The organism is Acinetobacter pseudolwoffii (assembly GCF_002803605.1).
In the GTDB taxonomy this organism is placed as follows: Bacteria; Pseudomonadota; Gammaproteobacteria; order Pseudomonadales; family Moraxellaceae; genus Acinetobacter; species Acinetobacter pseudolwoffii.
Map to the genome: position 1 here is coordinate 195,724 of NZ_PHRG01000004.1, position 23,456 is coordinate 219,179.

Here is a 23,456-nt window from a genome sequence, read left to right on the forward strand (position 1 = left end):
TGTCTTCAAAAAAAACTCAGATAGGATGAAAATAAATCAATTCATTCTATCTGAGCATATGAATATTATTAAACAGGCCTCTTATAATAAAAAAGACTTTCGCATAGAGGCACGTGAGTTTTTGTACCGGGGATTTATTCAGGTGGAAAAAGTCAGCCTGCGACACCGTTTATTCCAGCAGGACAGCTCGACGCCTATTTTACAACGCGAGCTGATTCACCGGCCAGAAGCAGCGGGTGTGCTGCTCTATAACCATCAACAGCAGAAATTCGGCCTGATTGAACAGTTCCGGATTGGCGGACTGGACGATGTCGATTCACCGTGGCAACTCGAAGTGATTGCTGGCGTTCTGGATGGCGATGAAGCGCCTGAACAGTGTATCCGCCGGGAAGCACTCGAAGAATCAGGCTGTAGCTTGAATCAGTTACAGCATATTTTCAGCTTCTATCCTTCAGCGGGTGCTTGTTCCGAGTTGTTTCATTTATATGTCGCCGAAACTGAACTGCCTGAACATGGCGGGATTTTTGGCATGCCGGATGAAGGTGAAAATATCCAGCTGCATATTCTGGATTATGCAGATATTTCCGCACTACTCAGCAATGGGCGCTTAAGGAATGCACCGGTCATTATGGCCTTGCAATGGTTGCAACAACATATTCATACTGCAGGGATATGTCTAAGGGGAAAGACATGAGTTTTTCGCAGTCAAATACAACCGAACAGCCAGACTGGACCATTATCCAGATTTCTGATACCCATTTGATGGATCGGGAAGAGCTGGAATTTGCCCGGATGAATCCAGAGCAGAGTTTTCATGAAGTGATGCAGCAGATTCAGCAGCGCTTTCGCAAAATGGATGCGCTGATTCATACCGGTGATCTGGCCCAGGTGCCGGTGGAACGAACTTATCAGCGTTATTTAGACTTTATCCAGTCCTTAAACGTGCCGCATTATCAGATTCCGGGTAATCATGATGACACCCGGATCTTTCCGTTTCATCAGAATGCCAATCAGGTACATGCGATTCATTTTGGTAGCTGGACCATGATTTTGTTGAATAGTGCGGTTCAAGGCAAGGTTGATGGCTGGGTGGAACAAGCTCAGCTTGATCAATTGAACCAATTATTGATTGAGTTTAAGCATCAGCATGTCATCATCGCTTGTCATCATCACCCTTTTGCGATGAAATCGCACTGGATTGACCAGCACCGGCTTAAAAATGCCGAAGATCTGAAAGATGTCCTGGCACGGCACCAGAATATAAAGTTGGTCTTGTTTGGTCATGTGCATCAGGATTCCTGTAATGAATGGCATGGTATCTATTTTTTATCCACGCCATCGACCAGTGTGCAGTTCAAACCTAAAAGCCAGGATTTCGCGCTAGATCAGGCGGCGCCCGGTTATCGTGTATTACATTTGCAACAAAATGGTGAGTTTGATACCTATATTGAACGGGTGGCATTGAGTCAGCAAAATATTAATACTGAAATTTCAGGTTATTAACTTTTCAATTTGTTTTTTTTGCATTACTTTATTGCAACCAAAGGAAATGTGATATGCATAGTCCAGACATCAAAGACTATCAATAAGCATAAAAAGTCTATATGATGACGGCCCCCACAGGAGGATAATCCTTCTACAGGGTGGATAAAAATTGCATATCACCATATTTTTTGCGTAGCAATCATACGCATATGATGAGGAATGCCCTAAATGGCGAATGACAACCAAAATCAAGTCTTAGACAATCAAATTGAAGTTGTAGAAGAGAAAGCTGCAAAGCGCGTACGCAAATCTAAGCCTAAAACGACTGACGGTGGTTCTACTGCTAGCTTATTTGGTATTGAACCTTATCAACCTAAAAAAAATGAAGAATACATGTCTGAAGGTCAGCTTCAGCATTTCCGCCAAATTTTGCTGGCCTGGAAAGCCGAGTTGATGTCAGAAGTGGATCGTACGCTGAATACGATGCAAGATGAGAATACTGCCCTGCCTGATGTCAACGATCGTGCCACTCAGGAAGAAGAATTTGCAATTGAGCTGCGTACCCGTGACCGTGAACGTAAACTGATCCGTAAAATCGAACAGTCAATCGAAGCGATCCAGAATGATGACTATGGTTTCTGTGAAACTTGTGGCATCGAAATTGGTTTGCGTCGTTTAGAAGCCCGTCCAACGGCTACTTTATGTATTGACTGCAAAACCCTGGCGGAAATCAAAGAGAAGCAAAATAACGGTTAATGATGCTGTTGAATAATCCTCCCCTAACCCCTCCTTTAAAAAAGGAGGGGGACAATAGGATGGCTTATGTGGGTCGGTTCGCGCCATCGCCAACCGGCCCTTTGCATTTTGGCTCCCTCATTACCGCAGTTGCCAGTTATTGCGATGCCAAAGCCAACCACGGCACATGGCTGGTTCGGGTGGAAGATACCGATATTCCGCGTATTTATCCGGGCAGTGAAGAGCATATTTTGCGTGCCATGGACGCCTTTCAGCTTGAGCCAGACGGCGAAATCATTTTCCAGAAAGACCGTTTAGATATTTATGCAGATGTGATCGAACAATTACGTCAGCAGGGTCTGGTTTATGCCTGTCAATGTACCCGTAAAATGCTCGGTTCCAATCATATCTATCAGGATACCTGCCGTGACCTAGCTCTGGCATTCGACAATCAAGCGATCCGTTTAAAAGTCGAAGATATCGAAATCTGTTTTGAAGATCAATTACAAGGTCGACACTGCTCAAAGCTGAAGAAAGATCTGGGAGACTTTGTCTTAAAACGTCGTGACGGGATTATTAATTATCAGCTGGCGGTAGTGGTCGATGACTATCTGCAAGGCATGACCCATGTGGTACGTGGTGCTGACCTGCTGGACAATACCGAACGGCAAATCTATCTGGGGCAGTTGCTCGGTTATCCGCGTCTGAATTATATGCATCTACCCCTGGCGATGAATGATCAGGGACAAAAACTCTCAAAACAGAATCTGGCCCAAGCACTGGATTTAAGTCAGGCCCCACAACTCTTAAAACAGGCACTTAATGCTTTGCATCAGGCTGAAGTTGATCTGGATACGCCACAGTGCATGCTGCAACAGGCAGTTGCGCAATGGAACATTGAACGGATTCCACATACAACAGCGCTACAAGGTTGTTATCAATAAAAACCTGTTTTGGCTTAAGCTAGAATTCTAGAATTAAAATCAGAGAGGAAAAGCAGATGTTTTTTATTTTTGGATTCGGCCCTAAAACCAAAACCATTGAAAAGAGCCAGTTCCTGTGTCCAGTCTGCCGAACCCGTACAGGCTATGAGCTGAAACAGCAACGTCATTATTTTTCTTTGTTTTTTATTCCATTGATTCCACTTTCCAAGCCTAAAACTGCTTTTGTGACCTGTTCCAATTGCGGAACTGCAATGCCGAGCACAGTGCTTGACCATGCTCAGCCGGAGCCCGGATCCAACTCCAATCTAGAAGCTTGATTCTTCCCGGCTTGGATTGACCTGCCGAGTGGTCGAATCAATTTTCAGCACTAAACTGATCATTACCGCACAGATAATCAATGATGAACCCCCATAACTAATAAATGGCAGGGTCAAACCTTTGGTCGGTAACACGCCCATATTCATACCGGCATTCACCAAAATCTGTAACAAGAAAATGATACAGATCCCATAGGCCAGATAACCGGCACGTAGATATTGATGTTGCAAGGCACGATGTCCGATCCGGATACAGCAGACCAGCATGGTAAAAGACAGGATCAGGATGGTGGCAATACCTAAAAAGCCAAATTCCTCACCTAAAATCGCCAGCATAAAATCAGTATGCGCTTCAGGCAGATAGGACATTTTCTGAATGCTGTGCCCCAATCCAACCCCGGCCCACTCACCACGGCCGAAGGCCATTAGTGCATTCGAGAGCTGATAACCGCTACCCAGTGGATCTTCCCATGGATTTGAAAAAGACATCAAACGCTGCAAGCGATAAGGCTCTAATAAAATCGCTGCGGCAAATGCACCGACCAAGGTCATAAAGGCCACACCAAACTGAATCCACGGCGCACCCGCGAGGAAAAACACGCCAAGCATGGTCAAGGTAATTACTACGGTTGCCCCCAAGTCCGGCTCAAGAATAATCAAACCGACGGTCACACCCATAATCGCACTTAAACGAACCAAACCTTTAATATTGTTCCGGACTTCTTCCGCACGGCGTACCACATAGTCCGCGGTAAAAATCGCCATCATCACTTTCGCCACTTCCGAGGCCTGCAAGGTAAATCCGGCCACCCGAATCCAGCGCTTGGAACCATTGACCTCAGTCCCGACCACCAGCACGGCCACCAACAGTACAATGGTAATAATCCACAAAAAGAAGGTGTTATTAAACCAGACCTTTAAGGGAATTTTATAGGTTAGATAGGCGGCTACTGCTGCCACAAAAATCGAAATGCCATGGCGGCTAATATAATGAAAGGCATTTTCATGCATACGTTCAGCATAAGGCATCGAGGCCGATGCCACCATGATTGAACCAATACACAGTAAAGCCAATACACAGAAAATTAGTACATTCCGTGGATTTAGCTCAGCGGGGAGCTTGGGTACCCACTGGCTATAAAATTGGTTTAATTTATTGATCGTAGTCTGAGCAAACCCAGCCATATCACGAATCCTTGTTATTCTTAATTGAGTTCATTCACATACGCAACAAACTTGCGACCACGCTCAGGATAACCCGAGAACATATCAAAACTTGCGCATGCAGGAGACAATAGCACGACATCATCTGCCTGGGTGTGCTTTTGGCAGATTTCTACGGCCTGCTGCAAACTCTCTGCATGAACCAGCTCAGTCGTGCCCCTAATCGCTGCTTCGATGATCGGACGGTCTTCACCAATCAGCACTGCAATCTTGGCATATTTACTCAATGATTCACGCAAAGCCTTAAAGTCCTGTCCTTTGCCCTGTCCACCGAGAATAATCGCAACTTTGCCACCTTGGGCTTCAATCGCCATACCGAGACCATCGAGAGCCGCCAAGGTTGCACCGATGTTGGTGCCTTTGGAGTCGTTATAATAACGTACGCCCTGCACTGCTTTGACAAATTCGCAGCGATGTTCCAGACCTTTGAAGGTTTTTAAAGTGTTTAGCATGCTGTCCAATGGCAAACCAATCGCTTCACCGAGTGCCAGACAAGCCAGGGCATTGGCAACATTATGCGTGCCCTGCATATACATCTCGGTACTTTTTAACAGACGTTCACGACCACGCGCCAACCAGATGCCACCATCGGTATCTTTAAGAATCCCGTACTGGTTCATATCGGGTGCATTCAGGCCAAAACTTTGCATCGGCGTCACATCTGGCACCAAAGGACGGGTCAAAGAATCATCCCGGTTATACACCACTTTTTTCACACCCTGAAAAATCCGGTGCTTGGCGGTGTGATAGCCCATCATATCGCCATGCCGATCCAGATGATCTTCACTCATGTTCAGTACCACCGCCACTTCAGCCGCCAGATTTGAAGTAGTTTCCAGCTGAAAACTGGATAATTCTAAGATATATAACTCAGGATCATCTTTGGTTAAATCCAGTGCAGGACGTCCCAGATTGCCACCGACCGCGACTTTTTTGCCAGCATCGGCTGCCATTAAGCCAATCAAAGTGGTCACTGTACTTTTGGCATTGGAACCGGTAATCGCGACAATGGGCTTATCCGTAGCACGGCGTAAAATCTGGATTTCACTCACCACAGGAATACCCTGCGCCATCGCCGCCTGAATTTCTGGCAATTTTGGATCCAGTCCCGGACTGATCACGATTTCTTCTGCAGACAGCAACAGCTCGGCATCAAACTGGCCGAAACTGGTCTGGACTTCGGCCGGAATCTGGTCATGTCCCGGAGGGATGGCTCTAGAATCCGTTACTGCAACGCGGTAGCCCTGGTCATGTAAGAAATTGACTGCTGCAACACCTGATATTCCGAGTCCTGCAACGACTTTTAACCCACCACGTTGTATTAACATTTTCGCCCCATATTTTGGTCTATTTTGAAACTGACGAAATGGTAGCACTTTGCTGTTTTGAATGCCTTTTCTGATTGAGCTTTCTGCATATTTTTTTGTGTCCATGCGTAAAAAAACCGTCATGCTCATGACGGTTTTTAAAATTACAGCCAAAAAGGAACTTATTTCCATTTCACCGCTTGTTGGGCTGGCTTTTCTTCTGAACTTTTTTCTGAAACCGGACAGGCACAGTTGCCACCACAGCCTGCAGCCATACCCGGTTGCAGCCATTTGGCCAGACGCTTCCAGCCCTTGGCTGCACAGGCATCAGACAGCTTCTGGAAGACTGAGTTAGAGGTGTTCGGAAACACCTTTTTGAATACTACCAGCGCACTCCACAGCACCAGTGCCGCCACAATCAGAATTTCAATCATCTCAATCTCCCATGCATATACTCAGGCAAGCTTAACGGGCCGAGGCCAACCTGAGATTAGCCCAAATAATATGAAGCAATTTGATAAGTCAGGAATGACATGAAATATGCCAAGCCAAACAGGTAAACCGTCATGATACTGACCGTTTTCCAGGAACCAGTTTCACGTTTGACTGTCGCCAAAGTTGCCAGACAATGCGGTGCATAAATAAACCACACCAGTAAAGACAGACCTGTCGCCACTGACCAGCCCAGATCACCACCACTACTGATGAGTGAAGAGAGACCTTCGGACATTGCATCGTCATCTACGGCAGACAGTGCATAGACAGTGCCCAATGCAGCAACCACCACTTCACGTGCTGCCATGGCTGGAATCAAGGCAATACAGATCTGCCAGTTAAAACCGAGCGGTGCAAAGATTGGCTGCATCAGATGACCGAGCATACCTGCCAGTGAATAATCAATCGCCGGCAAAGTCGCACCTTCTGGGGGTTGCGGGAAGGTACACAGGAACCAGAGTACAATCGATAAGGCAAAGATGATACCGCCGACCCGCTTCAAGAAGATTTTGCCGCGATCCAGCAAGCCGATCCAGACGTTTTTCAGATCCGGGAAACGGTAGCTTGGCAGCTCCATCAACAGCATGTGCTGGGATTTATCTTTATGGAAAAATTTCAGTACAAAAGACACCGCCAGAGCACTGACAATACCCGCCATATACAGGCCAAATAACACCAGACCTTGCAGGTTCATAAAACCCCAGACAGTTTGCTGTGGAATGAAAGCTGCAATCAGCAAGGCATATACCGGCAAACGTGCTGAACAGGTCATCAGCGGTGCCACAAAAATCGTGGTTAAACGATCTCGCGGATCACTGATGGTACGCGATGCCATGATGCCCGGAATGGCACAGGCAAAGCTGGACAATAACGGAATAAAGGCACGGCCTGACAGGCCCGCTTTAAACATCAGCTTATCGAGCAAGAAGGCTGCTCGTGGTAAATAACCTGATTCTTCCAAGACTAGAATAAAGAAGAACAGAATCAGAATCTGTGGCAGGAATACCACCACCCCGCCGGCACCAGCAATAATCCCGTCCACCACCAGACTATTCAGTAAAGGATGAGCAATATATTCACCGAGGAATTCACCGAGCCAACCAAAGAAGGTTTCGATGCCATCCATAAACGGCGCAGCCCAGGCAAATACCGCTTGGAAAATCACGAACATCATTACAGCCAGGCTGAGTAGACCCAGTACCGGATGTAAAAAAATCCTGTCGAGAAAATCAGTACGTTTGTCTTCCTGATCGACGAAATTGACCACGTCGTTCAGAATGACTTCTACCTGCTGATGCGGGTCACCCTTTAAGCCACTCAGTTCAGTCTGCGGTACCGAGAATTTTCCCTGATCCAGGGCATTCTTCAGGTTTTCAATCCCTGAACTGCGTACCGCTACAGTTTCCACCACGGGCACGCCGAGACGTTCAGACAGCTTCTGGGTATTGATTTGCATCCCACGACGGCGTGCTTCATCCATCATGTTGAGTACAACCAGAATCGGACGACCCAAAGCAATCATTTCTAGGACCAGACCCAGATGCAGTTTCAGGTTAGTGGCATCTACTACACATAAGAATGCATCCTGCTGCTGTTCTTCTGCGATTTTACCTTGCACCACATTACGGGTGATTTCTTCATCCGGACTGGTCGCATCCAGACTATAAGTTCCTGGCAAATCCAGTACCCGCACCGCTTTGCCTGAAGCAAGCTGAAACGTACCGACTTTACGTTCAACCGTGACCCCCGCATAGTTACCAACTTTTTGGCGTGTTCCGGTTAAATGGTTGAATAATGAAGTTTTACCGCAATTAGGGTTACCGACAAGGGCAATACGTAATGTATCACTCATGCCGACACCGCCTGTTCGATTTCAATTTTGGCTGCTTCTGATTTACGCAAAGCAAAACGGGTAAATCCAACTTGAATCAAAATGGGATCTCCACCAAAAATACCTTTCGTAATCACCTGTACCTTCGTACCCGGCACAAAGCCTAGAGTTTCCAAACGACTCGCGACGACATCGTGTAGAGCACTTTCACCATCAGTTGTTCGACTCACTTTTCGAATGATGGCAATTTGTTTTGCTTTTAAATCAGACAAACGCACCGTGAAATTCCTGAACTATTTTGTACAGTATACAAACAAATGAGAATAATTAACAAATAAGATTGATTACATGCTGAATTAGTTTTTATATCACATCGACAGTCTGGTGAAATTAAACTACAGTGGAGAATACCTATTAAATTCATCGCTTTTTCAGATCAGATCCTTGCACCCTATGCTGAATAAAAAACCCCGTATTCCCGCCCCGGTTCAAATTCCTGAAGCCTTGAGCTATTTACAGGGTTTTCGTGATTATCTGATTGCGCAAACGGTCAGTCCACACACCCGAAATGCCTATTTATCTGATTTGCTGCAATGTGCAGAATGTCTGAGCAAGCCTTTGCCAGAATGGACCCATGACGATATTTCCGATGTATTGATTGCACTGACCAAACAGCAAAAAAGCCCACGCTCAATTGCCCGCTGTCTGTCAGCCTTGCGTTCATTTTATAAATTTCTGCGTGAACAGAAGCTGCGTAGTGATAATCCGGTGGCAGCGCATAAAACCCCGAAGCTTGGCCGTGCCTTGCCCAAAGATTTGTCTGAAGCCGATGTTGAGGCCTTGATTGATGCCCCCGATATCAATACTGCTTTAGGCCTGCGTGACCGTGCCATGTTTGAAGTGCTGTATGCTTGCGGTTTACGTGTCACTGAACTGATTAACTTACGTCTGGAACTGATTAACTTAAAACAGGGCTATTTACGCATCGTCGGTAAAGGCAATAAAGAACGGCTGGTACCGATGGGACACATGGCCTGTGAATGGGTGGAAAAATATCTGAATGAAGCCCGTCCACAACTGTATAAAACCTCAACCGATTATCTGTTTTTGACTCAGCATGGCGGCATCATGAGCCGGCAAAATTTCTGGTATGCGATTAAACGCTATGCTTTACAGGCCGGGATTGCATCCGAGCTGTCACCGCACACCTTGCGGCATGCCTTTGCGACGCATCTGCTCAATCATGGCGCAGATTTACGTGTGGTACAGATGCTGCTTGGACATAGTGACCTGTCGACCACCCAGATTTATACCCATGTCGCGCAAGTGCGGATGCAGCAGCTGCATGCAGCGCATCATCCACGGGCTTAAAACATCTACATATGGAATAAACTGAGAAGTTTGACGTGTTTGTATTTTTTTTTGTTATGCTAATGCTCTGTTTTTAGTCCAAGAAGAAAAGGGTTATTTATGACATTTGCCCGCTCAAAAGTTTTTATGGCTTGTACACTTGCTGCTGGTTTGGGGCTTAGCGCATGTTCCAATTCCGATAACAACACTAAAAAGCAAGATACACTGACTGCAAGTGCACCAGCAACGGGAGAAGCCTCTACCCTGACCGAACGCAATGCACAACAGCGTCTGGTCTCTACCTTGGAAAAGCATTTCAAAACTGCGGGGATCAGTGCCAAAATTATCGATATTAAAACCACCGAAGTACCGAACCTGTTCTGGGTCAGTCTGGAAGATATGTCTGCGGTCTATGTCACCAGCGATGGTAAATACCTGATTCAGGGCGACGTGATCCGACTTGGTGATAAACAGCTGCATAATGTCAGTGAAAACCTGCAAGCCGGAATCAACAACAAACTCTTTGCCGAACTGAAAGTAGAAGATCTGCTGATCTATCCGGCCAAAGGCAAGGCCAAGCATGTGGTCTATGTCTTTACCGATGTCAGCTGTCCGTATTGCCATAAATTCCATGAACAAATGGATGAAATGAATAGTAAAGGTATTGAGGTTCGTTATATCGCCTGGCCGCGTGGTGAACAGCATATGCCGGCCATGGAAGCAATCTGGTGTAGTGCTGACCGTCATAGTGCTTTTGATCAGGCCATTGCCGGCGCACAGATTAGTGCAGAGAAATGTGAAAATCCTGTTCAAGATCAATATCACATGGGCCTGAATATGGGCGTCAATGGCACCCCTGCCATTTATAGTTCGGAAGGGGTTTACCTAGGCGGATATCTGTCTAGCGCTGAATTATTGAAGCGACTTAAATAACTCATTTTAATACGTTATTTAACTTTATTTTATACATAAAGATATTCTGAAATGACCCTAGAGTCATGGCGTTTTTTTAGCTATGATCTAGGTTCTCGTAAAAAACTGTTTATTTGGAGTGTGACGTGAAACCAGTTCGTCTGGCTATCCTCGGTCTTGGTACTGTAGGTGGTGGTGCCTTGAAACTATTAAAAGAAAATGCTGCTGAGATTAAACGTCGCACCGGTCGTGAAATTGAAATTACCTATGTAGGCACCCGTCGTCCACGTCCTGATCTGGACCTACCTGCATCAGTGAAACAAAGTGCAGACTTGATGGACATCGTGCGTCAACCTGACGTAGACGTGGTGGTCGAAGTCATGGGCGGGATTCATCCTGCTTTTGAAATTATTATGGAAGCCATGAAACATGGCAAGCATATTGTCACTGCCAACAAGGCGCTATTGGCTGAACATGGGAATGAGCTGTTTAAAGCGGCTGAAGACAACGCCGTGCAGATTGCCTATGAAGCGGCAGTGGCTGGCGGTATTCCCATTATTAAAGTGATTCGTGAAGGTCTGGCGGCCAACAAGATTGAATGGCTGGCGGGCATCATCAATGGTACGGGTAACTTCATTCTCAGCGAAATGCGTGAAAAAGGCCGTACTTTTGAAGACGTACTCAAAGAAGCACAAGAACTCGGATATGCCGAAGCCGATCCAACCTTTGACGTGGAAGGTATTGATGCTGCACATAAGCTGACCATTCTGGCGTCATGTGCCTTTGGTATTCCGCTACAGTTTGACAAAGTCTTTACTGAAGGTATTGGCAAAGTCACTGCACAAGATGTCAAATATGCAGAAGACCTCGGTTTCCGTATCAAGCACCTGGGAATTGCACGCCGCACCGATGCCGGGATTGAACTCCGTGTTCATCCAACCCTGATTCCTGAAGAAGAACTGATTGCCAACGTCAATGGCGTGAAAAACGCCGTACTGGTACAAGCCAATGCGGTTGGCCCAACGCTGTACTACGGCGCAGGTGCGGGTGCAGGCCCAACGGCTTCTGCTGTGGTCGCAGACGTGGTGGATATTGTCCGTGATATCATTTATACCGAAGACGGTGCCGGAACCATTCCGCAACTGGCCTTTGAAGCCCTGACCGATTTACCGATCTTGAGTCGTGAACAAATGACCACCGGCTATTACATCCGTATTAATGCCGAAGATCAAATGGGCGTGCTTGCCGATGTCACCACGATCCTCAGTCGTGCCGGAATCAGTATTGATGCCATCATGCAGCAACCTCGCTTAAAAGACCTTATTCCGATCGTGATTCTGACCGATCCTATCGTCGAATCAAAAATGGATGCAGCGCTCTCACAAATTCAAGCATTACCCGTCATTCATGGCGAAATTGTACGAATTCGTTTAGAATCGCTTGATAATTAATCGGGTTAAGGGGAGTATTTCCTCTTGCCAAGCTCTACACACAATTGGAACATCATCATGTCGAATGCCAATCGTTATACTGGTTTAGTTGACCGCTATCGCGACCGTTTACCAGTGTCTGCAACTACTCGTGCGATCTCTTTGGGTGAGGGTAATACTCCACTGATCAAGCTTGAGAATATTCCACGCATTATTGGTAAAGATGTTGAAATTTATGTGAAGTACGAGGGCTTAAACCCGACTGGTTCATTTAAAGACCGCGGTATGACTATGGCGGTGACCAAAGCCGTTGAAGAAGGCTCTAAAGCCATCATCTGTGCATCCACTGGTAATACTTCTGCTGCTGCGGCGGCATACGCTGCTCGTGCCGGTATCAAAGCATTTGTACTCATCCCGGAAGGCAAAATTGCCATGGGTAAAATGGCCCAAGCGATGATGTATGGTGCAATCACCATGCAAATTCGTGGCAACTTCGATGACGGCATGCGTCTGGTGAAGGAAGTTGCGGATCAGGCACCGGTAACGATTGTAAACTCAATCAACCCGTACCGCCTGCAAGGTCAAAAAACCATTGCTTACGAGATCGTTGAAGCTTTAGGTCGTGCCCCGGATTACCACTGCCTGCCAGTGGGTAACGCAGGTAATATCACTGCACACTGGATGGGCTATACCGAAGCGGTGGCCAATCAGTCGAAAGAAGAATTTGAGCAAGTGATTTACGATGCTGAAACCGATGCTTTCACTGGTCCTAAACCGGCTGGCTTGCCAATCATGGCAGGTTACCAAGCGTCTGGTGCTGCTCCGTTCCTGCGTGGTGGTCCAGTAGAAAATCCGGAAACTGTTGCAACTGCAATTCGTATTGGTAATCCGCAAAGCTTCAATCATGCCAAAGCTGTCGTTCGTGATTCAAACGGCTGGTTTGATGAACTGACGGATGCTGAGATTCTTGAAGCACAACGTCTGCTGTCGATGTATGAAGGTGTATTCGTAGAACCTGCATCTGCTGCGTCTGTTGGCGGTGCAATCCGTGATATCAAAGCAGGTAAAATCGCTGAAGGTTCAGTAATCGTATGTACCGTAACCGGTAATGGTCTAAAAGATCCAGATACCGCGATCAAACAATGTGCCGATGCGGTGATGCTGTCTATCGACGCAACCATGGCTCAGGTAAAAGACTCTATTCTGTCGAACATGTAATTTCAGCCAGAATAAAAAACCCTGCATTCGCAGGGTTTTTTATGAGCGCAGAGATTAGATTCGTTTTGGTTGCTGGCTCACCCAGCTCATCAAACGGGTCGCATCATTGGTACGCGCCTGTGAGCTATTTGCACCTAACAGTACCACTGCCACCGGACGGTTATTCAGGGTCGTATGCATCACCACACAGCGCCCTGCTTCATTAATAAAACCGGTTTTAGAAATATTGATATTCCAGCCGCCGTTACGCACCAGTGCATTGGTATTATTCGATTTCAGTACACGATAACCCAAGTTAAAGTCATAGCTTGGTGTGGTCGAGAATTGACGAATCAAACCATATTGAGAAGCGGTATTCACTAAAATACCCAAATCACGTGCTGATGCCACATTTCCAGGGTGTAAGCCGGTTGATTCCATAAAGCGGGATGAATTCATGCCTAAGGCCTTGGCCTTACTGTTCATCGCTGCAATAAATGCACTGCGACCACCTGGATACGTTCGCGCCAAGGCTGCAGCTGCCGGGTTTTCAGACTTCATTAGAGCAAACAATAAAGCTTCGGCACGGTTCATGCTATCGCCAGCACGTAAGGTCGAGCTTGAGCTTTTACAACCTGCGCAAGAGAAATCAGCCTGTTGCAGCGTGATTTTTTCTGACATGTTTAAACGTGCATCGGAAATCACCACTGCTGTCATTAATTTGGTAATAGATGCAATCGGCAAAGCGGTATTGGTGTTTTTGCTAAACAGTACCTCACCGGTTTGCGCATCCATAACCAATGCAGCACGGGCATTTACAGAGGGTTGATTGCTATAACTGTTTGTATCAAAAATCTGTGTTGTTTTTGCTGGTTGCTGAACACTGACCGACTGCTGGGTGCTCGGTACACTCTGACGCAAGGTCGTGGTCACGGTGGCTGAACCGGGTGGCGAAGGCTCATCAGCAGCCACACGGAAATCATCACTCATCAGCTGATTGACTTCCTCAGAAGACCAACTAATGCTGGATCCGCCCTCTGTCGTGCCAGAATTCATAATGATTTCAGCAAAACTTGTCGCACTCATGCTGACTAACACGGACAGGCCCAATACATGCCTTAAAGACTTGTTTATTTTCTTCACTATTTCTTCACTCAACTAACAGAGGTAAGATTGATTTGCGTATTACCTCTAATATGCCTTACATTTAAACACATTGCAGAACATTTTTTGATCTTGACACTGTGTGATAAGTTTCAGATTTTATCTTGCGAATAGGATTGCTAATTTTGTACTTTCATTGCAAGCTTATTTTGCTTTATGTAACAAAAAAATGATTTTTTTAACAGAGGGAGAGCGTAGGTGATCACAGTTTTAGTTGTGGACGACCATGAATTAGTACGTACTGGAATTTGCAGAATGCTGGAAGACCATGCGGAGGTTCAGGTGATTGGACAGGCTGAATCTGGTGAAGAAGCGATTTCTCTGGTTCGTCAGCATCATCCGAATGTGGTTTTACTGGATGTGAATATGCCGGGCATTGGTGGCGTAGAAACCACGCGTCGTCTGCTTCAGAGCGCCCCTGAAACCAAAGTACTGGCTGTCAGCGGTCTGGCAGAAGAACCCTATCCTTCGCTGTTATTAAAAGCCGGAGCCAAAGGTTATATTACCAAAGGGGCGCCGATTTCAGAAATGGTTCGCGCCATCAATAAAGTCATGCAAGGCGGTAAATATTTTAGTGCCGACATTGCAGAACAGTTAGCGAGTTCTTACCTTTCTGATACACAGCAATCGCCTTTTGATGCACTGTCAGAACGTGAAATGCAAGTGGCGATGATGGTGGTGAACTGTATCAGCGCTCAGGAAATTGCTGACAAGCTCTTTGTCAGCGTCAAAACCGTAAATACTTATCGTTATCGTATTTTTGAAAAACTGAATATTGATAGTGATGTCAAACTGACGCATCTGGCCATGCGCTATGGGCTGATTAAACCTTAGCCTTTGGCGAGTCGCGCTGCATATGGCACAAAAAACCAATTATTCTGAACTCAATCAGTATCATTTAGGGATCTGGTATAGTGCGTATCGCCTGCTGATCAGCACTGGCCTGCTGCTGATTTTTCTGCTGACCTACTCCGAGCTAACCGGCGATTATCAATATCCACAACTGTATTATTATGCGCTGGGAATCGGTGTTGCCATTAATACAGCGCAGCTGTTCGCACTGAAATGGATCAGACGCCTGATCCAGCCGCAGCTGATTATGATTTTCTTTAGCGATGTCTGCGTCTTAAGTTTACTGACTTTGGCAAGTGACGGGCCTAATCTGCAAATTGGTTTGCTGTTTGTGATTACCATCTTTTCCGCATCGTTATTGCTGGATGCAAAAAAAGCTTTGGTGGTCACGCTGATTGCTGTGATTAGTGTCATATATCAACATTTTATCGGCAGTATTTTTGCATTTTCTTCCTTAAGCAATATCAGTAATAGTGCCCTGCTGGCCTTTTTGTTCTTTGTGGTCTATGGAACCGGGCAAATTGCGGTGCGCCGTTTTCAGATTCTGGAAAACCTGAACTTTTCGCAATCTCTGGAACTTTATCGCTTACAGAATATTAACCGTTATATTCTGGAACAGATCGAAACTGGCTATCTGGTGCTGGATGAAAATTATCATGTGGTCCTGAGTAACCCTGCGGCCTGTACACTGCTCGGGATCGAAGCAAAATTTGCGCATGAGAAATTTACCCTCTACCAGTCACAACCAGATTTATTTGAACTGATCCAGTTTGAAACGCTGGAAAATGGCGAGCGTTTTCAATTTGAATCACAGCAAAGTCGCTATAACATTCATGTACAGGTACAAAAGCTGATTGTGCCGCATCAAACCCTGATGTTATTGGTGTTACAGGATGCCAAAAAACTCAATCAACAGGTGCAGCAACTCAAGCTTGCTGCACTGGGCCAGCTTTCAGCCAGTATTGCGCATGAAATTCGTAATCCATTGGCAGCTATTGTGCAGGCCAATGATTTATACCTTGACTCTGACAATGAACAACAACAAGTACTCAACCAGATGATTGGCCGACAGGCGACCCGGATCGACCGGATTATTCAGGACACGCTGAATATGGTCAAAAATAAAGAAACCCATCCGGTGCCGATTCATCTCAATGAATTTATCCCGTTATTTATCCAGGAAGATTTGGCCGATATTTGCGATCAGATTCAATTTAATATTGATGTGCCGCTGCTGATTCAGTTCGATGAAGCACAATTTCGGCAAGTCCTGATTAACCTGCTTCGCAATGCCATCCGTCACAATTCAGCAGATGCCAATTACATTCAGCTGAATATACATCCCTATGAACATCGGGTCTGGATTGATATCCGGGATTTCGGCTCAGGTGTAGCCATACACGACCAAGCCCTATTATTTCAACCTTTTTTCAGTACCTCGATTAGTGGAACCGGATTAGGACTGTACTTATCACATAGTTTTTGTGAAGCAAATCAGGCACAATTAAACTATATACAACAAGAACAGGGCGCATGCTTTCGCATTAGCTGCCAACGTATTACGGTATAAAGGGGTTTAAGGGAAATGAGTGTGGAACAACAGCCACTGGTGCTCTTGGTGGATGATGAAGAAGATTTATGCACCCTCATGCAAATGTCGTTGCTGCGGATGGGGATTCGTACGCACATCGCACATCGTCTGCAAGATGCTAAAAAATATCTTGCAGATCATCAATATGATGCCTGTTTAACTGACCTGAACCTGCCCGATGGCAATGGTTTGGAGTTACTGGACTGGATTGGTCATCTCTATCCTGCACTTCCGGTCGCGGTTCTGACCGCCTATGGCAACATGGAAATCGCGATTGCTGCACTCAAGGCCGGTGCCTTTGACTTTGTCAGCAAACCGATCAATCAGAAACATCTGGAACAGCTGCTACAAAAAGCACTGAATAAACCGGTGGATTATTCCCATAATAATCCAAATGATGCTTTAGAACATAAAATGCTGATTGGGCAATCGATACCGATTCAGCACTTACGTATTACCTTACAAAAAATTGCCCGCTCACAGGCACCGGTTTTTATTACTGGCGAATCGGGAACTGGCAAGGAAGTGGTGGCCAATCTGGTCCATCGCCTGAGCAACCGTAATGAAGGCCCTTTTATTGCAATTAACTGTGGTGCGATTCCCACCGAACTGATGGAAAGCGAACTGTTTGGGCATAAGAAAGGCAGCTTTACTGGCGCCGCTCAGGACAAACAGGGGCTGATTCAATCGGCACATGGTGGCAGCCTGTTTCTGGATGAAATTGCAGAACTGCCACTTTCCATGCAGGTCAAACTGTTACGTGCCGTACAGGAAAAACGTATTCGTCCACTCGGTTCAGATACTGAAATTGATGTGGATTTCCGCGTCATCAGTGCCACGCATCAGGATCTGGAAGCCTTGGTACAACAAGGCAAATTCCGTCAGGATTTATATTTCCGTATTCATGTGATGGATCTGACTTTACCGCCGCTGCGTGAACGGAGTCAGGATATTCTCTTACTCGCCGAACATTTTATTCAGAAGATTTGCCAGGAATGGGGCATTGCCAATAAAAAACTGACAGAACGCAGTAAAGAATTTTTATTGGAACAATATTATCCGGGTAATGTTCGTGAATTGCGTAATATTATGGAACGTGCAATTACCTTGAGTGATGAAGAACGGATTGATCTTCAGCACCTGCAAAGTGCACCGTTACGTCAGGCTCTTAACAGCGCTCAGGAGATGAATACGCTCACGAGCGAGATCATTGCGACTGACACCCTGATTGCCCCGAGAAAGCTCCCAGAAGAAGGCCTAGAGCTATATTTAGAAAAGATTGAAAAAGAAGTCCTACTCAATGCGCTGAATCTAACGCACTGGAACCGCACACTGGCCGCGAAAAAGCTCGGTATGTCATTCCGCTCCCTACGTTATCGTTTGAAAAAGTTCGGACTGGATACTGAGGAAGACGAATAATTATTTTTGCAGGAGTAGCAGGTCTGTGACGTGTTCCAGATAGCTCTCCTCACGCATTTCCTGCTTAAACGGATAACTGAAATGTGGCTGCACGCCCCGCCCTTCAATCATCTGACCACTCGGACTGAAGTATTGTGCCACTGTCATTTGTAAAGCAGAACCATTACTCAGTGGAAATAGCTTTTGTACCACACCTTTGCCATAGCTTTGCTCACCGACCACCCAAGCCCGGCTATGTTCTTTCAATGCTGCCGTAAAGACTTCAGCTGCCGAAGCTGAACGGTTATTAATCAGAACGCCCACTTTCAGATTCTGAAATTCAAAACTTGGCAGCGCCTGAAATTGCTGATTGCCTTCCGAACGGCTTTGGGTCGAGACAATCACACCCTGATTCAAAAATAAATCGGCCGATTCTACTGCGGCAGAAAGTAAGCCACCCGGGTTATTGCGTAGATCAAACATCACCGCTTTTAAGCGTCTGTCAGAATAGCTTTCAATCAGGCGCTTGATTTCATTGGCTGTATCTTGCTGGAAAACTTTGACCTGCAATACCAGTACCTGATTATTGTGCAGACTGGATTTAATTTCAGTATCGAGCTTGGTATTCCTTACCAGACGAACCACCGGACTTTGCGGGGAAAGCTGTATGCTCAGCGTAGAGCCGACCGCCCCGCTCAATAACTGTCGCACCTGCTCCTGATTCAGGCTACTCAGTACCTGATCATCAATTTTATAGACCGTGACACCATTACGCAGTCCCTGCTTGGCAGAGTCGGCATCGGCGCTCAATCCCTGCACCATCCATTGCTTCATCTGCGAGTTAAATTGCAGATCGAAATCAATGCTGGCCAGATCACCTTCAGTATATTCACGTAGCTGCTTATAATCTTCAGGAGACAAATAACGGGAATAGCGGTCTAAGCCACTGACCAGACCTTGGATTGCCTGTTGGAACAAGGCGTCGTCATTTTTGTCTTGAATATAATTGTCTTTGACGATGCCATAAATTTGTACGAATTCTTGAATGGATGCCACAGGAATTTCAGTATAGGCCTGACCATCCATTTCCATATCATCGAATGCCGGCTCTTTTGAGCCCGCACCCCAGGCCGAATGACTCAAACACATCAGTAAGCATGGTATAACGACAGACTTCCAATGTGTTGTTGCCATTTTTTACCTTTCTTTTAGATCTTATCGAAAATTATTGATTCAGTTCAATCAGGTTGCGACCTTGCATTTCCGCAGGGACTGGAACTTGCATCAGACTTAATAAGGTCGGTGCGACATCTGCCAATACGCCACCTTCTGCGATCGTGGCCTGAGTTGGACCCACATAAATAAATGGAACCAATTCAGTGGTATGTTGAGTATGCACCTGACCACTGTGATAGTCCTGCATCTGCTCTACATTACCATGATCGGCAGTGATAAGCATATGACCTTTTTGCGCCATCACCGCCTCATAAACCCGGCCTAAGCAGGTATCGACCGCTTCAACCGCTTTCACTGCGGCATCAAAAACACCGGTATGACCGACCATATCACCATTGGCATAGTTCACCACCAGCAGGTCAAATTCGCCTGAATTGATCGCAGCGACCAGCTCATCAGTCACTTCATAAGCACTCATTTCCGGTTTGATGTCATAAGTTGCTACATTTGGCGATGGAATCAGGATACGTTTTTCACCCGGATATTCATCTTCACGACCGCCACTAAAGAAGAACGTCACGTGTGCATATTTTTCAGTTTCAGCAATACGCAATTGGGTTTTACCCAGATTTGACAGGTATTCACCAATCGAGTTGACCAACGCTTCTGGCATATAGGCCACAGGCGCATCAATCGTTGCTTGGTAACGCGTCAACATCACAAACTTGGCTAAGTTCGGCACCACTTTACGTGCAAATCCAGCAAAATCCTTTTCAACAAAGGCTTTGGTAATTTCACGGGCACGATCGGCACGGAAGTTCATGAAGACCACGCTGTCGCCATCCTGAATTTTTGCCAGCTCACCAATGCGGGTGGCTTTGACAAATTCATCCGACTCATCTGCGGCATAAGCCTGTTCCAGACCTTGAACTGCGGTGGCAGCTGTACGGGCCGCTTCGCCTTCAGTCAATAAACGATAGGCCTGTTCGACGCGATCCCAACGGTTGTCACGATCCATCGCGAAGTAACGACCAATCATGCTGGCAATACGACCCTGACCTGGATATTGTGCAAACAGCGCATCCAGTTTTTCCAATGACGGCTGGGCACTTCGTGGCGGCGTATCACGACCATCCAGGAAAGCATGCAAATAAACTTTGACACCACGTTTGAGTGCCAGTTCAGCCATCGCAACAATATGGTCTTCATGCGAATGCACACCGCCTTGAGATAAAAGGCCGAGCAAATGCACTGCACCACCTGAAGCTTTGGCTTTCTCCACCGCATCGACGAGTACTTCATGATTGAAGAAATCACCGGTACGAATGTCTTTGGTAATCCGGGTAAAATCCTGATACAGCACACGACCTGCACCGAGGTTCATATGTCCGACTTCCGAGTTCCCCATCTGGCCATCTGGCAGACCAACATCTTCGCCTGAACCCGAGATCAAACCATGCGGATGCTTGTCCTGCATTGCAGTTAAATTTGGTCGTTTAGCTGCTAAAAACGCGTTGTCTTCGACCGCTTCGCGATGACCCACACCATCCATAATCACCAAAACGTGAGGGATTTTGCCAGCAGTTGCATCCGTCATAATGAAATACTCTGTTCGTCTACGAATTAATCGCTCTATTTTAGCGAAGTTTGCAAAAAGAGGCCATGACCAGAGTATGGTTTAAGCCACTCATCGCGATTGATTTGTTCTATTTTCCTGGGTCTTAGCGTGCCCGATGCAGCAGGTAACCCCCAATACCGAACATGATCAGAATCGGAATAAAGACAAACCATGCCGGAGATGGTGCATAGACCAGACTGGCATAACCGAGGAAATCCTGCAGATAGAAAAAGCCCAGACCGGCAAATAAGGCAATCACCAGACGAAAACCCATGGATTGCTGACGCAGCGGCCCAAAAATAAATGAACAGGCAATCACCACCAGTGCAATCAGGGCAAAAGGAGAACCGAGTTTCTGCCAGAAAGCCAGTTGATAGGTTTTTGGCACCTGACTATATTCATGCATATAACTTGTGAAACTGACCAGTTGGCTCGGTGACAAGTCTTCAGGATCGATGGTGACCATATGCACATATTTTGGCTGTAATGCCAGTGCCAAAGGTTGCTGTTCCTGCTTGATCAGGGTAGCACTACCATTTTGCAGAATATCGAACTGCTCGGTATTGCTTAATGTCCAGGAGCCATCTGTGACGAATTCGCCCTGATCCGCTTGCAAGGTGCCGCGTAAGCGATAATTTTCATCAAAATCCAGCATCTGCACATTTTTCAGCTGACCTTGCGAATTGGCATAATCAATATAAATAAAGCGCTGCCCTTCCCGTGTCCAGTAACCCCGCACTTCGCCCAGTTGCGCGGCTTTACTCGAACTTTTTACGCTCTTGGCCTGTTCATTGGTATAAGGAATCACCCACTCGCTCAAGGCAAATGACAAGACCACCAGCAGTAATGCTGAACGGATCACCCAGCCAACAATCCGCCACAGACTGATCCCGATCGAGCGCATCACAATCAGTTCACTATTTGAGGCTAATGTGCCCAAACCTAAAACCGCACCGATCAGCGCCGAGATCGGCAGAATTTCATAAAGATAATTCGGAGCACCCCAGAGCACATATTTCAAGGCATCCCAGGCGCCATAACCTTCTTTTAGTGAACCCAGCTCACCCAGATAAGTAAATAACACCTGTAAACCCGCCAACACAGCGGTTGCACCCAGCATCGCCAGCGCAGTGGTTTGGGTCACATGTTTTGCAACTATACGACGTGCCAACATTATTAAGACCTCACTCGCTGAATCTGTTTCTTGATTTTCGGGGCCAAATTCTGTTTACGTGAGAACAAGGCACCCGCAATCGCATAAGCAATCAGGATCAATGGATAAGCCCAGATCCCCATTTCCTCTTTACTGATCCGGGTTTTCACGGCCATTAACGCCACAATCAGACTGGCAAAAATCATGAGCGCCGGAAATAACTTGAGATAACGACCTTGGCGTGGACTCACTTCAGACAAGGCCACGGCCAGAATCAAAGCAATCAGAATCGCAAATGGTACAAATACCCGCCAGCCTAATTCACTGGCCACCACAGGATCCTGACGGTTCTGCCACAATTGCGAGGTTGGCAGGGCTTCAACTTCAGCACTGGCAAACTGTGCTTCCTCATCATTTTCTAAACGCAGACGATAGCTTGCAAATTCAGCCTGGGTATATTGCGGAGTGCCCGGATAAATTTCATAACGGCGACCTTGTACCAGATCGACCACATTGGCCGCATCATTTGGCACCTCGATGCGGGTGGCTTCCTGGGCCAGAATCATCACATCCGGTTTACCGGGTTTTTCTGCCCGCTGATAGAAGAAAATATCTTTTAAGTTTTTACGGTCTTCAGACAGATCACCGGCATAAATGGTATAGGGGCCAGAGGAAATAAATTCTTTGGGTCGTACCAGATCAAAGCCGGTGCGTACCGCCTGACTGGTGGTCAGCGCTTCAAACTGGCGGATTCCCCATGGCGCTGCCCAGAGCATCAAGCCGGCTTGGGCAATGAGAAACACCAAGGTCATCGGCACCAGAAGGCGCGCCAATTGATGCCGGCTGACACCACTGCCATTCATCACCGCCATTTCATGGTCGACATATAAACGGCCAAATACCAGCATCAGGCCAATAAAGAAACCGAGCGGAAGAATTAAGGTTAAAAACTCAGGCAAACGGTAGCCAATGATGCTAAATAAAATGCCTGCATCCAGACGGCCTTGCGCTGCGACACCAAAATACTTGATCAGTCGGCCACCCATCATGATCAAGGTCAATAAGGCAATCACCACCAAGGATGTCGAGACAACTTGCTTGACCAGATAACGCCGAATAATCAAATTAATTCTTCCAAAATAAGGTCTATAAAACGAGTGCTAGTTTACCCGAATAGCAAAAATATAAAACCTAGACGGCCCTACCCATTGAAACTCTATTCAGATAAATGGTTCAATGACTGAATGATTTACAAATCTAGACAGGCGTGAAAACAG

22 protein-coding genes are annotated in these 23,456 nt (G+C 46.4%); 12 read left to right on the forward strand and 10 right to left on the reverse strand.

What is annotated here, in order from left to right; genetic code table 11:
• Nucleotides 1-58: 58 nt before the first annotated feature.
• From CWI32_RS10115 to CWI32_RS10135, 5 genes are all read left to right on the forward strand, one after another.
• Nucleotides 59-694: an NUDIX domain-containing protein gene (locus tag CWI32_RS10115; protein ID WP_100535233.1), complete on the forward strand. Its 636-nt coding sequence runs from the start codon at nt 59-61 to the stop codon at nt 692-694.
• Nucleotides 691-1,503, forward strand: coding sequence for a 3',5'-cyclic-AMP phosphodiesterase (gene cpdA / locus CWI32_RS10120; protein WP_100535234.1), 813 nt, complete (start codon nt 691-693; stop codon nt 1,501-1,503). Before CWI32_RS10115 ends, cpdA begins: the two co-directional genes overlap by 4 nt.
• Before the next feature lie 210 nt (nt 1,504-1,713).
• Nucleotides 1,714-2,241, forward strand: a complete 528-nt coding sequence (gene dksA / locus CWI32_RS10125; protein WP_005094428.1) for an RNA polymerase-binding protein DksA — start codon at nt 1,714-1,716, stop codon at nt 2,239-2,241.
• A 2-nt stretch (nt 2,242-2,243) separates the two neighbouring features.
• Nucleotides 2,244-3,164 carry a tRNA glutamyl-Q(34) synthetase GluQRS gene (gluQRS, locus tag CWI32_RS10130; RefSeq protein WP_167381279.1) on the forward strand — a complete coding sequence of 307 codons (921 nt, stop codon included), beginning with the start codon at nt 2,244-2,246 and terminating at the stop codon, nt 3,162-3,164.
• Between the two features lie 56 nt (nt 3,165-3,220).
• A complete protein-coding gene (locus tag CWI32_RS10135; protein WP_005094432.1) occupies nt 3,221-3,481 on the forward strand; it encodes a zinc ribbon domain-containing protein in 261 nt (86 codons plus the stop codon).
• Here the strand turns inward: CWI32_RS10135 and ftsW are convergent.
• The 5 genes from ftsW to CWI32_RS10160 form a co-directional block, all read right to left on the reverse strand.
• Complete coding sequence (gene ftsW / locus CWI32_RS10140) at nt 3,470-4,666, reverse strand: putative lipid II flippase FtsW (RefSeq protein ID WP_005094435.1); 1,197 nt, start codon at nt 4,664-4,666, stop codon at nt 3,470-3,472. The genes CWI32_RS10135 and ftsW overlap by 12 nt on opposite strands.
• Nucleotides 4,667-4,686: 20 nt before the next feature.
• A complete protein-coding gene (gene murD / locus CWI32_RS10145) occupies nt 4,687-6,033 on the reverse strand; it encodes a UDP-N-acetylmuramoyl-L-alanine--D-glutamate ligase (protein ID WP_034608365.1) in 1,347 nt (448 codons plus the stop codon).
• A gap of 161 nt (nt 6,034-6,194) precedes the next feature.
• Nucleotides 6,195-6,446 (reverse strand): DUF6587 family protein, encoded by a 252-nt coding sequence (locus CWI32_RS10150; protein ID WP_100535235.1) that lies wholly within the window; start codon nt 6,444-6,446, stop codon nt 6,195-6,197.
• A 56-nt stretch (nt 6,447-6,502) separates the two neighbouring features.
• Nucleotides 6,503-8,359 (reverse strand): ferrous iron transporter B, encoded by a 1,857-nt coding sequence (gene feoB / locus CWI32_RS10155; RefSeq protein ID WP_005094440.1) that lies wholly within the window; start codon nt 8,357-8,359, stop codon nt 6,503-6,505.
• Entirely contained in the window at nt 8,356-8,616 is a 261-nt protein-coding gene (locus CWI32_RS10160) for a FeoA family protein (protein ID WP_004281065.1), read from the reverse strand. The genes feoB and CWI32_RS10160 overlap by 4 nt, the downstream gene beginning before the upstream one ends.
• A gap of 175 nt (nt 8,617-8,791) precedes the next feature.
• Here CWI32_RS10160 and xerD point away from each other — a divergent pair, with 175 nt between their 5' ends.
• The 4 genes from xerD to thrC all read left to right on the forward strand — a co-directional run bounded on the left by xerD (nt 8,792) and on the right by thrC (nt 13,248).
• Nucleotides 8,792-9,709 (forward strand): site-specific tyrosine recombinase XerD, encoded by a 918-nt coding sequence (xerD, locus tag CWI32_RS10165; protein ID WP_005094442.1) that lies wholly within the window; start codon nt 8,792-8,794, stop codon nt 9,707-9,709.
• A 99-nt stretch (nt 9,710-9,808) separates the two neighbouring features.
• The gene (locus CWI32_RS10170; protein WP_100535236.1) at nt 9,809-10,621 is read left to right on the forward strand and encodes a DsbC family protein; all 813 of its coding nucleotides are present in this window, start codon (nt 9,809-9,811) and stop codon (nt 10,619-10,621) included.
• 125 nt (nt 10,622-10,746) lie between these two features.
• Nucleotides 10,747-12,051: a homoserine dehydrogenase gene (locus tag CWI32_RS10175; RefSeq protein WP_005094444.1), complete on the forward strand. Its 1,305-nt coding sequence runs from the start codon at nt 10,747-10,749 to the stop codon at nt 12,049-12,051.
• A gap of 57 nt (nt 12,052-12,108) precedes the next feature.
• Nucleotides 12,109-13,248: a threonine synthase gene (gene thrC / locus CWI32_RS10180; protein WP_005094446.1), complete on the forward strand. Its 1,140-nt coding sequence runs from the start codon at nt 12,109-12,111 to the stop codon at nt 13,246-13,248.
• Nucleotides 13,249-13,302: 54 nt separating this feature from the next.
• Here thrC and CWI32_RS10185 read toward each other — a convergent pair whose 3' ends face one another.
• Complete coding sequence (locus CWI32_RS10185; RefSeq protein WP_141667085.1) at nt 13,303-14,370, reverse strand: serine hydrolase; 1,068 nt, start codon at nt 14,368-14,370, stop codon at nt 13,303-13,305.
• 219 nt (nt 14,371-14,589) lie between these two features.
• Between CWI32_RS10185 and gacA the strand changes: the two genes are divergently transcribed.
• From gacA to CWI32_RS10200, 3 genes are read left to right on the forward strand one after another with little or no spacing between them, the layout of a single operon-like run.
• A complete protein-coding gene (gene gacA, locus CWI32_RS10190) occupies nt 14,590-15,225 on the forward strand; it encodes a response regulator transcription factor GacA (protein ID WP_005108454.1) in 636 nt (211 codons plus the stop codon).
• Between the two features lie 22 nt (nt 15,226-15,247).
• Nucleotides 15,248-16,813 (forward strand): sensor histidine kinase, encoded by a 1,566-nt coding sequence (locus tag CWI32_RS10195; protein ID WP_100535237.1) that lies wholly within the window; start codon nt 15,248-15,250, stop codon nt 16,811-16,813.
• 15 nt (nt 16,814-16,828) lie between these two features.
• Complete coding sequence (locus tag CWI32_RS10200; RefSeq protein ID WP_100329428.1) at nt 16,829-18,253, forward strand: sigma-54-dependent transcriptional regulator; 1,425 nt, start codon at nt 16,829-16,831, stop codon at nt 18,251-18,253.
• Here CWI32_RS10200 and CWI32_RS10205 read toward each other — a convergent pair whose 3' ends face one another.
• The 4 genes from CWI32_RS10205 to lptF form a co-directional block, all read right to left on the reverse strand.
• Nucleotides 18,254-19,426, reverse strand: a complete 1,173-nt coding sequence (locus CWI32_RS10205) for a S41 family peptidase (protein ID WP_005169022.1) — start codon at nt 19,424-19,426, stop codon at nt 18,254-18,256.
• Nucleotides 19,427-19,457: 31 nt separating this feature from the next.
• Nucleotides 19,458-21,005: a 2,3-bisphosphoglycerate-independent phosphoglycerate mutase gene (gene gpmI / locus CWI32_RS10210; protein ID WP_100535238.1), complete on the reverse strand. Its 1,548-nt coding sequence runs from the start codon at nt 21,003-21,005 to the stop codon at nt 19,458-19,460.
• Between the two features lie 124 nt (nt 21,006-21,129).
• Nucleotides 21,130-22,200: an LPS export ABC transporter permease LptG gene (gene lptG / locus CWI32_RS10215; protein ID WP_100355203.1), complete on the reverse strand. Its 1,071-nt coding sequence runs from the start codon at nt 22,198-22,200 to the stop codon at nt 21,130-21,132.
• A 2-nt stretch (nt 22,201-22,202) separates the two neighbouring features.
• Nucleotides 22,203-23,303: an LPS export ABC transporter permease LptF gene (lptF, locus tag CWI32_RS10220; RefSeq protein ID WP_005094462.1), complete on the reverse strand. Its 1,101-nt coding sequence runs from the start codon at nt 23,301-23,303 to the stop codon at nt 22,203-22,205.
• Between the last annotated feature and the right edge of the window lie 153 nt (nt 23,304-23,456).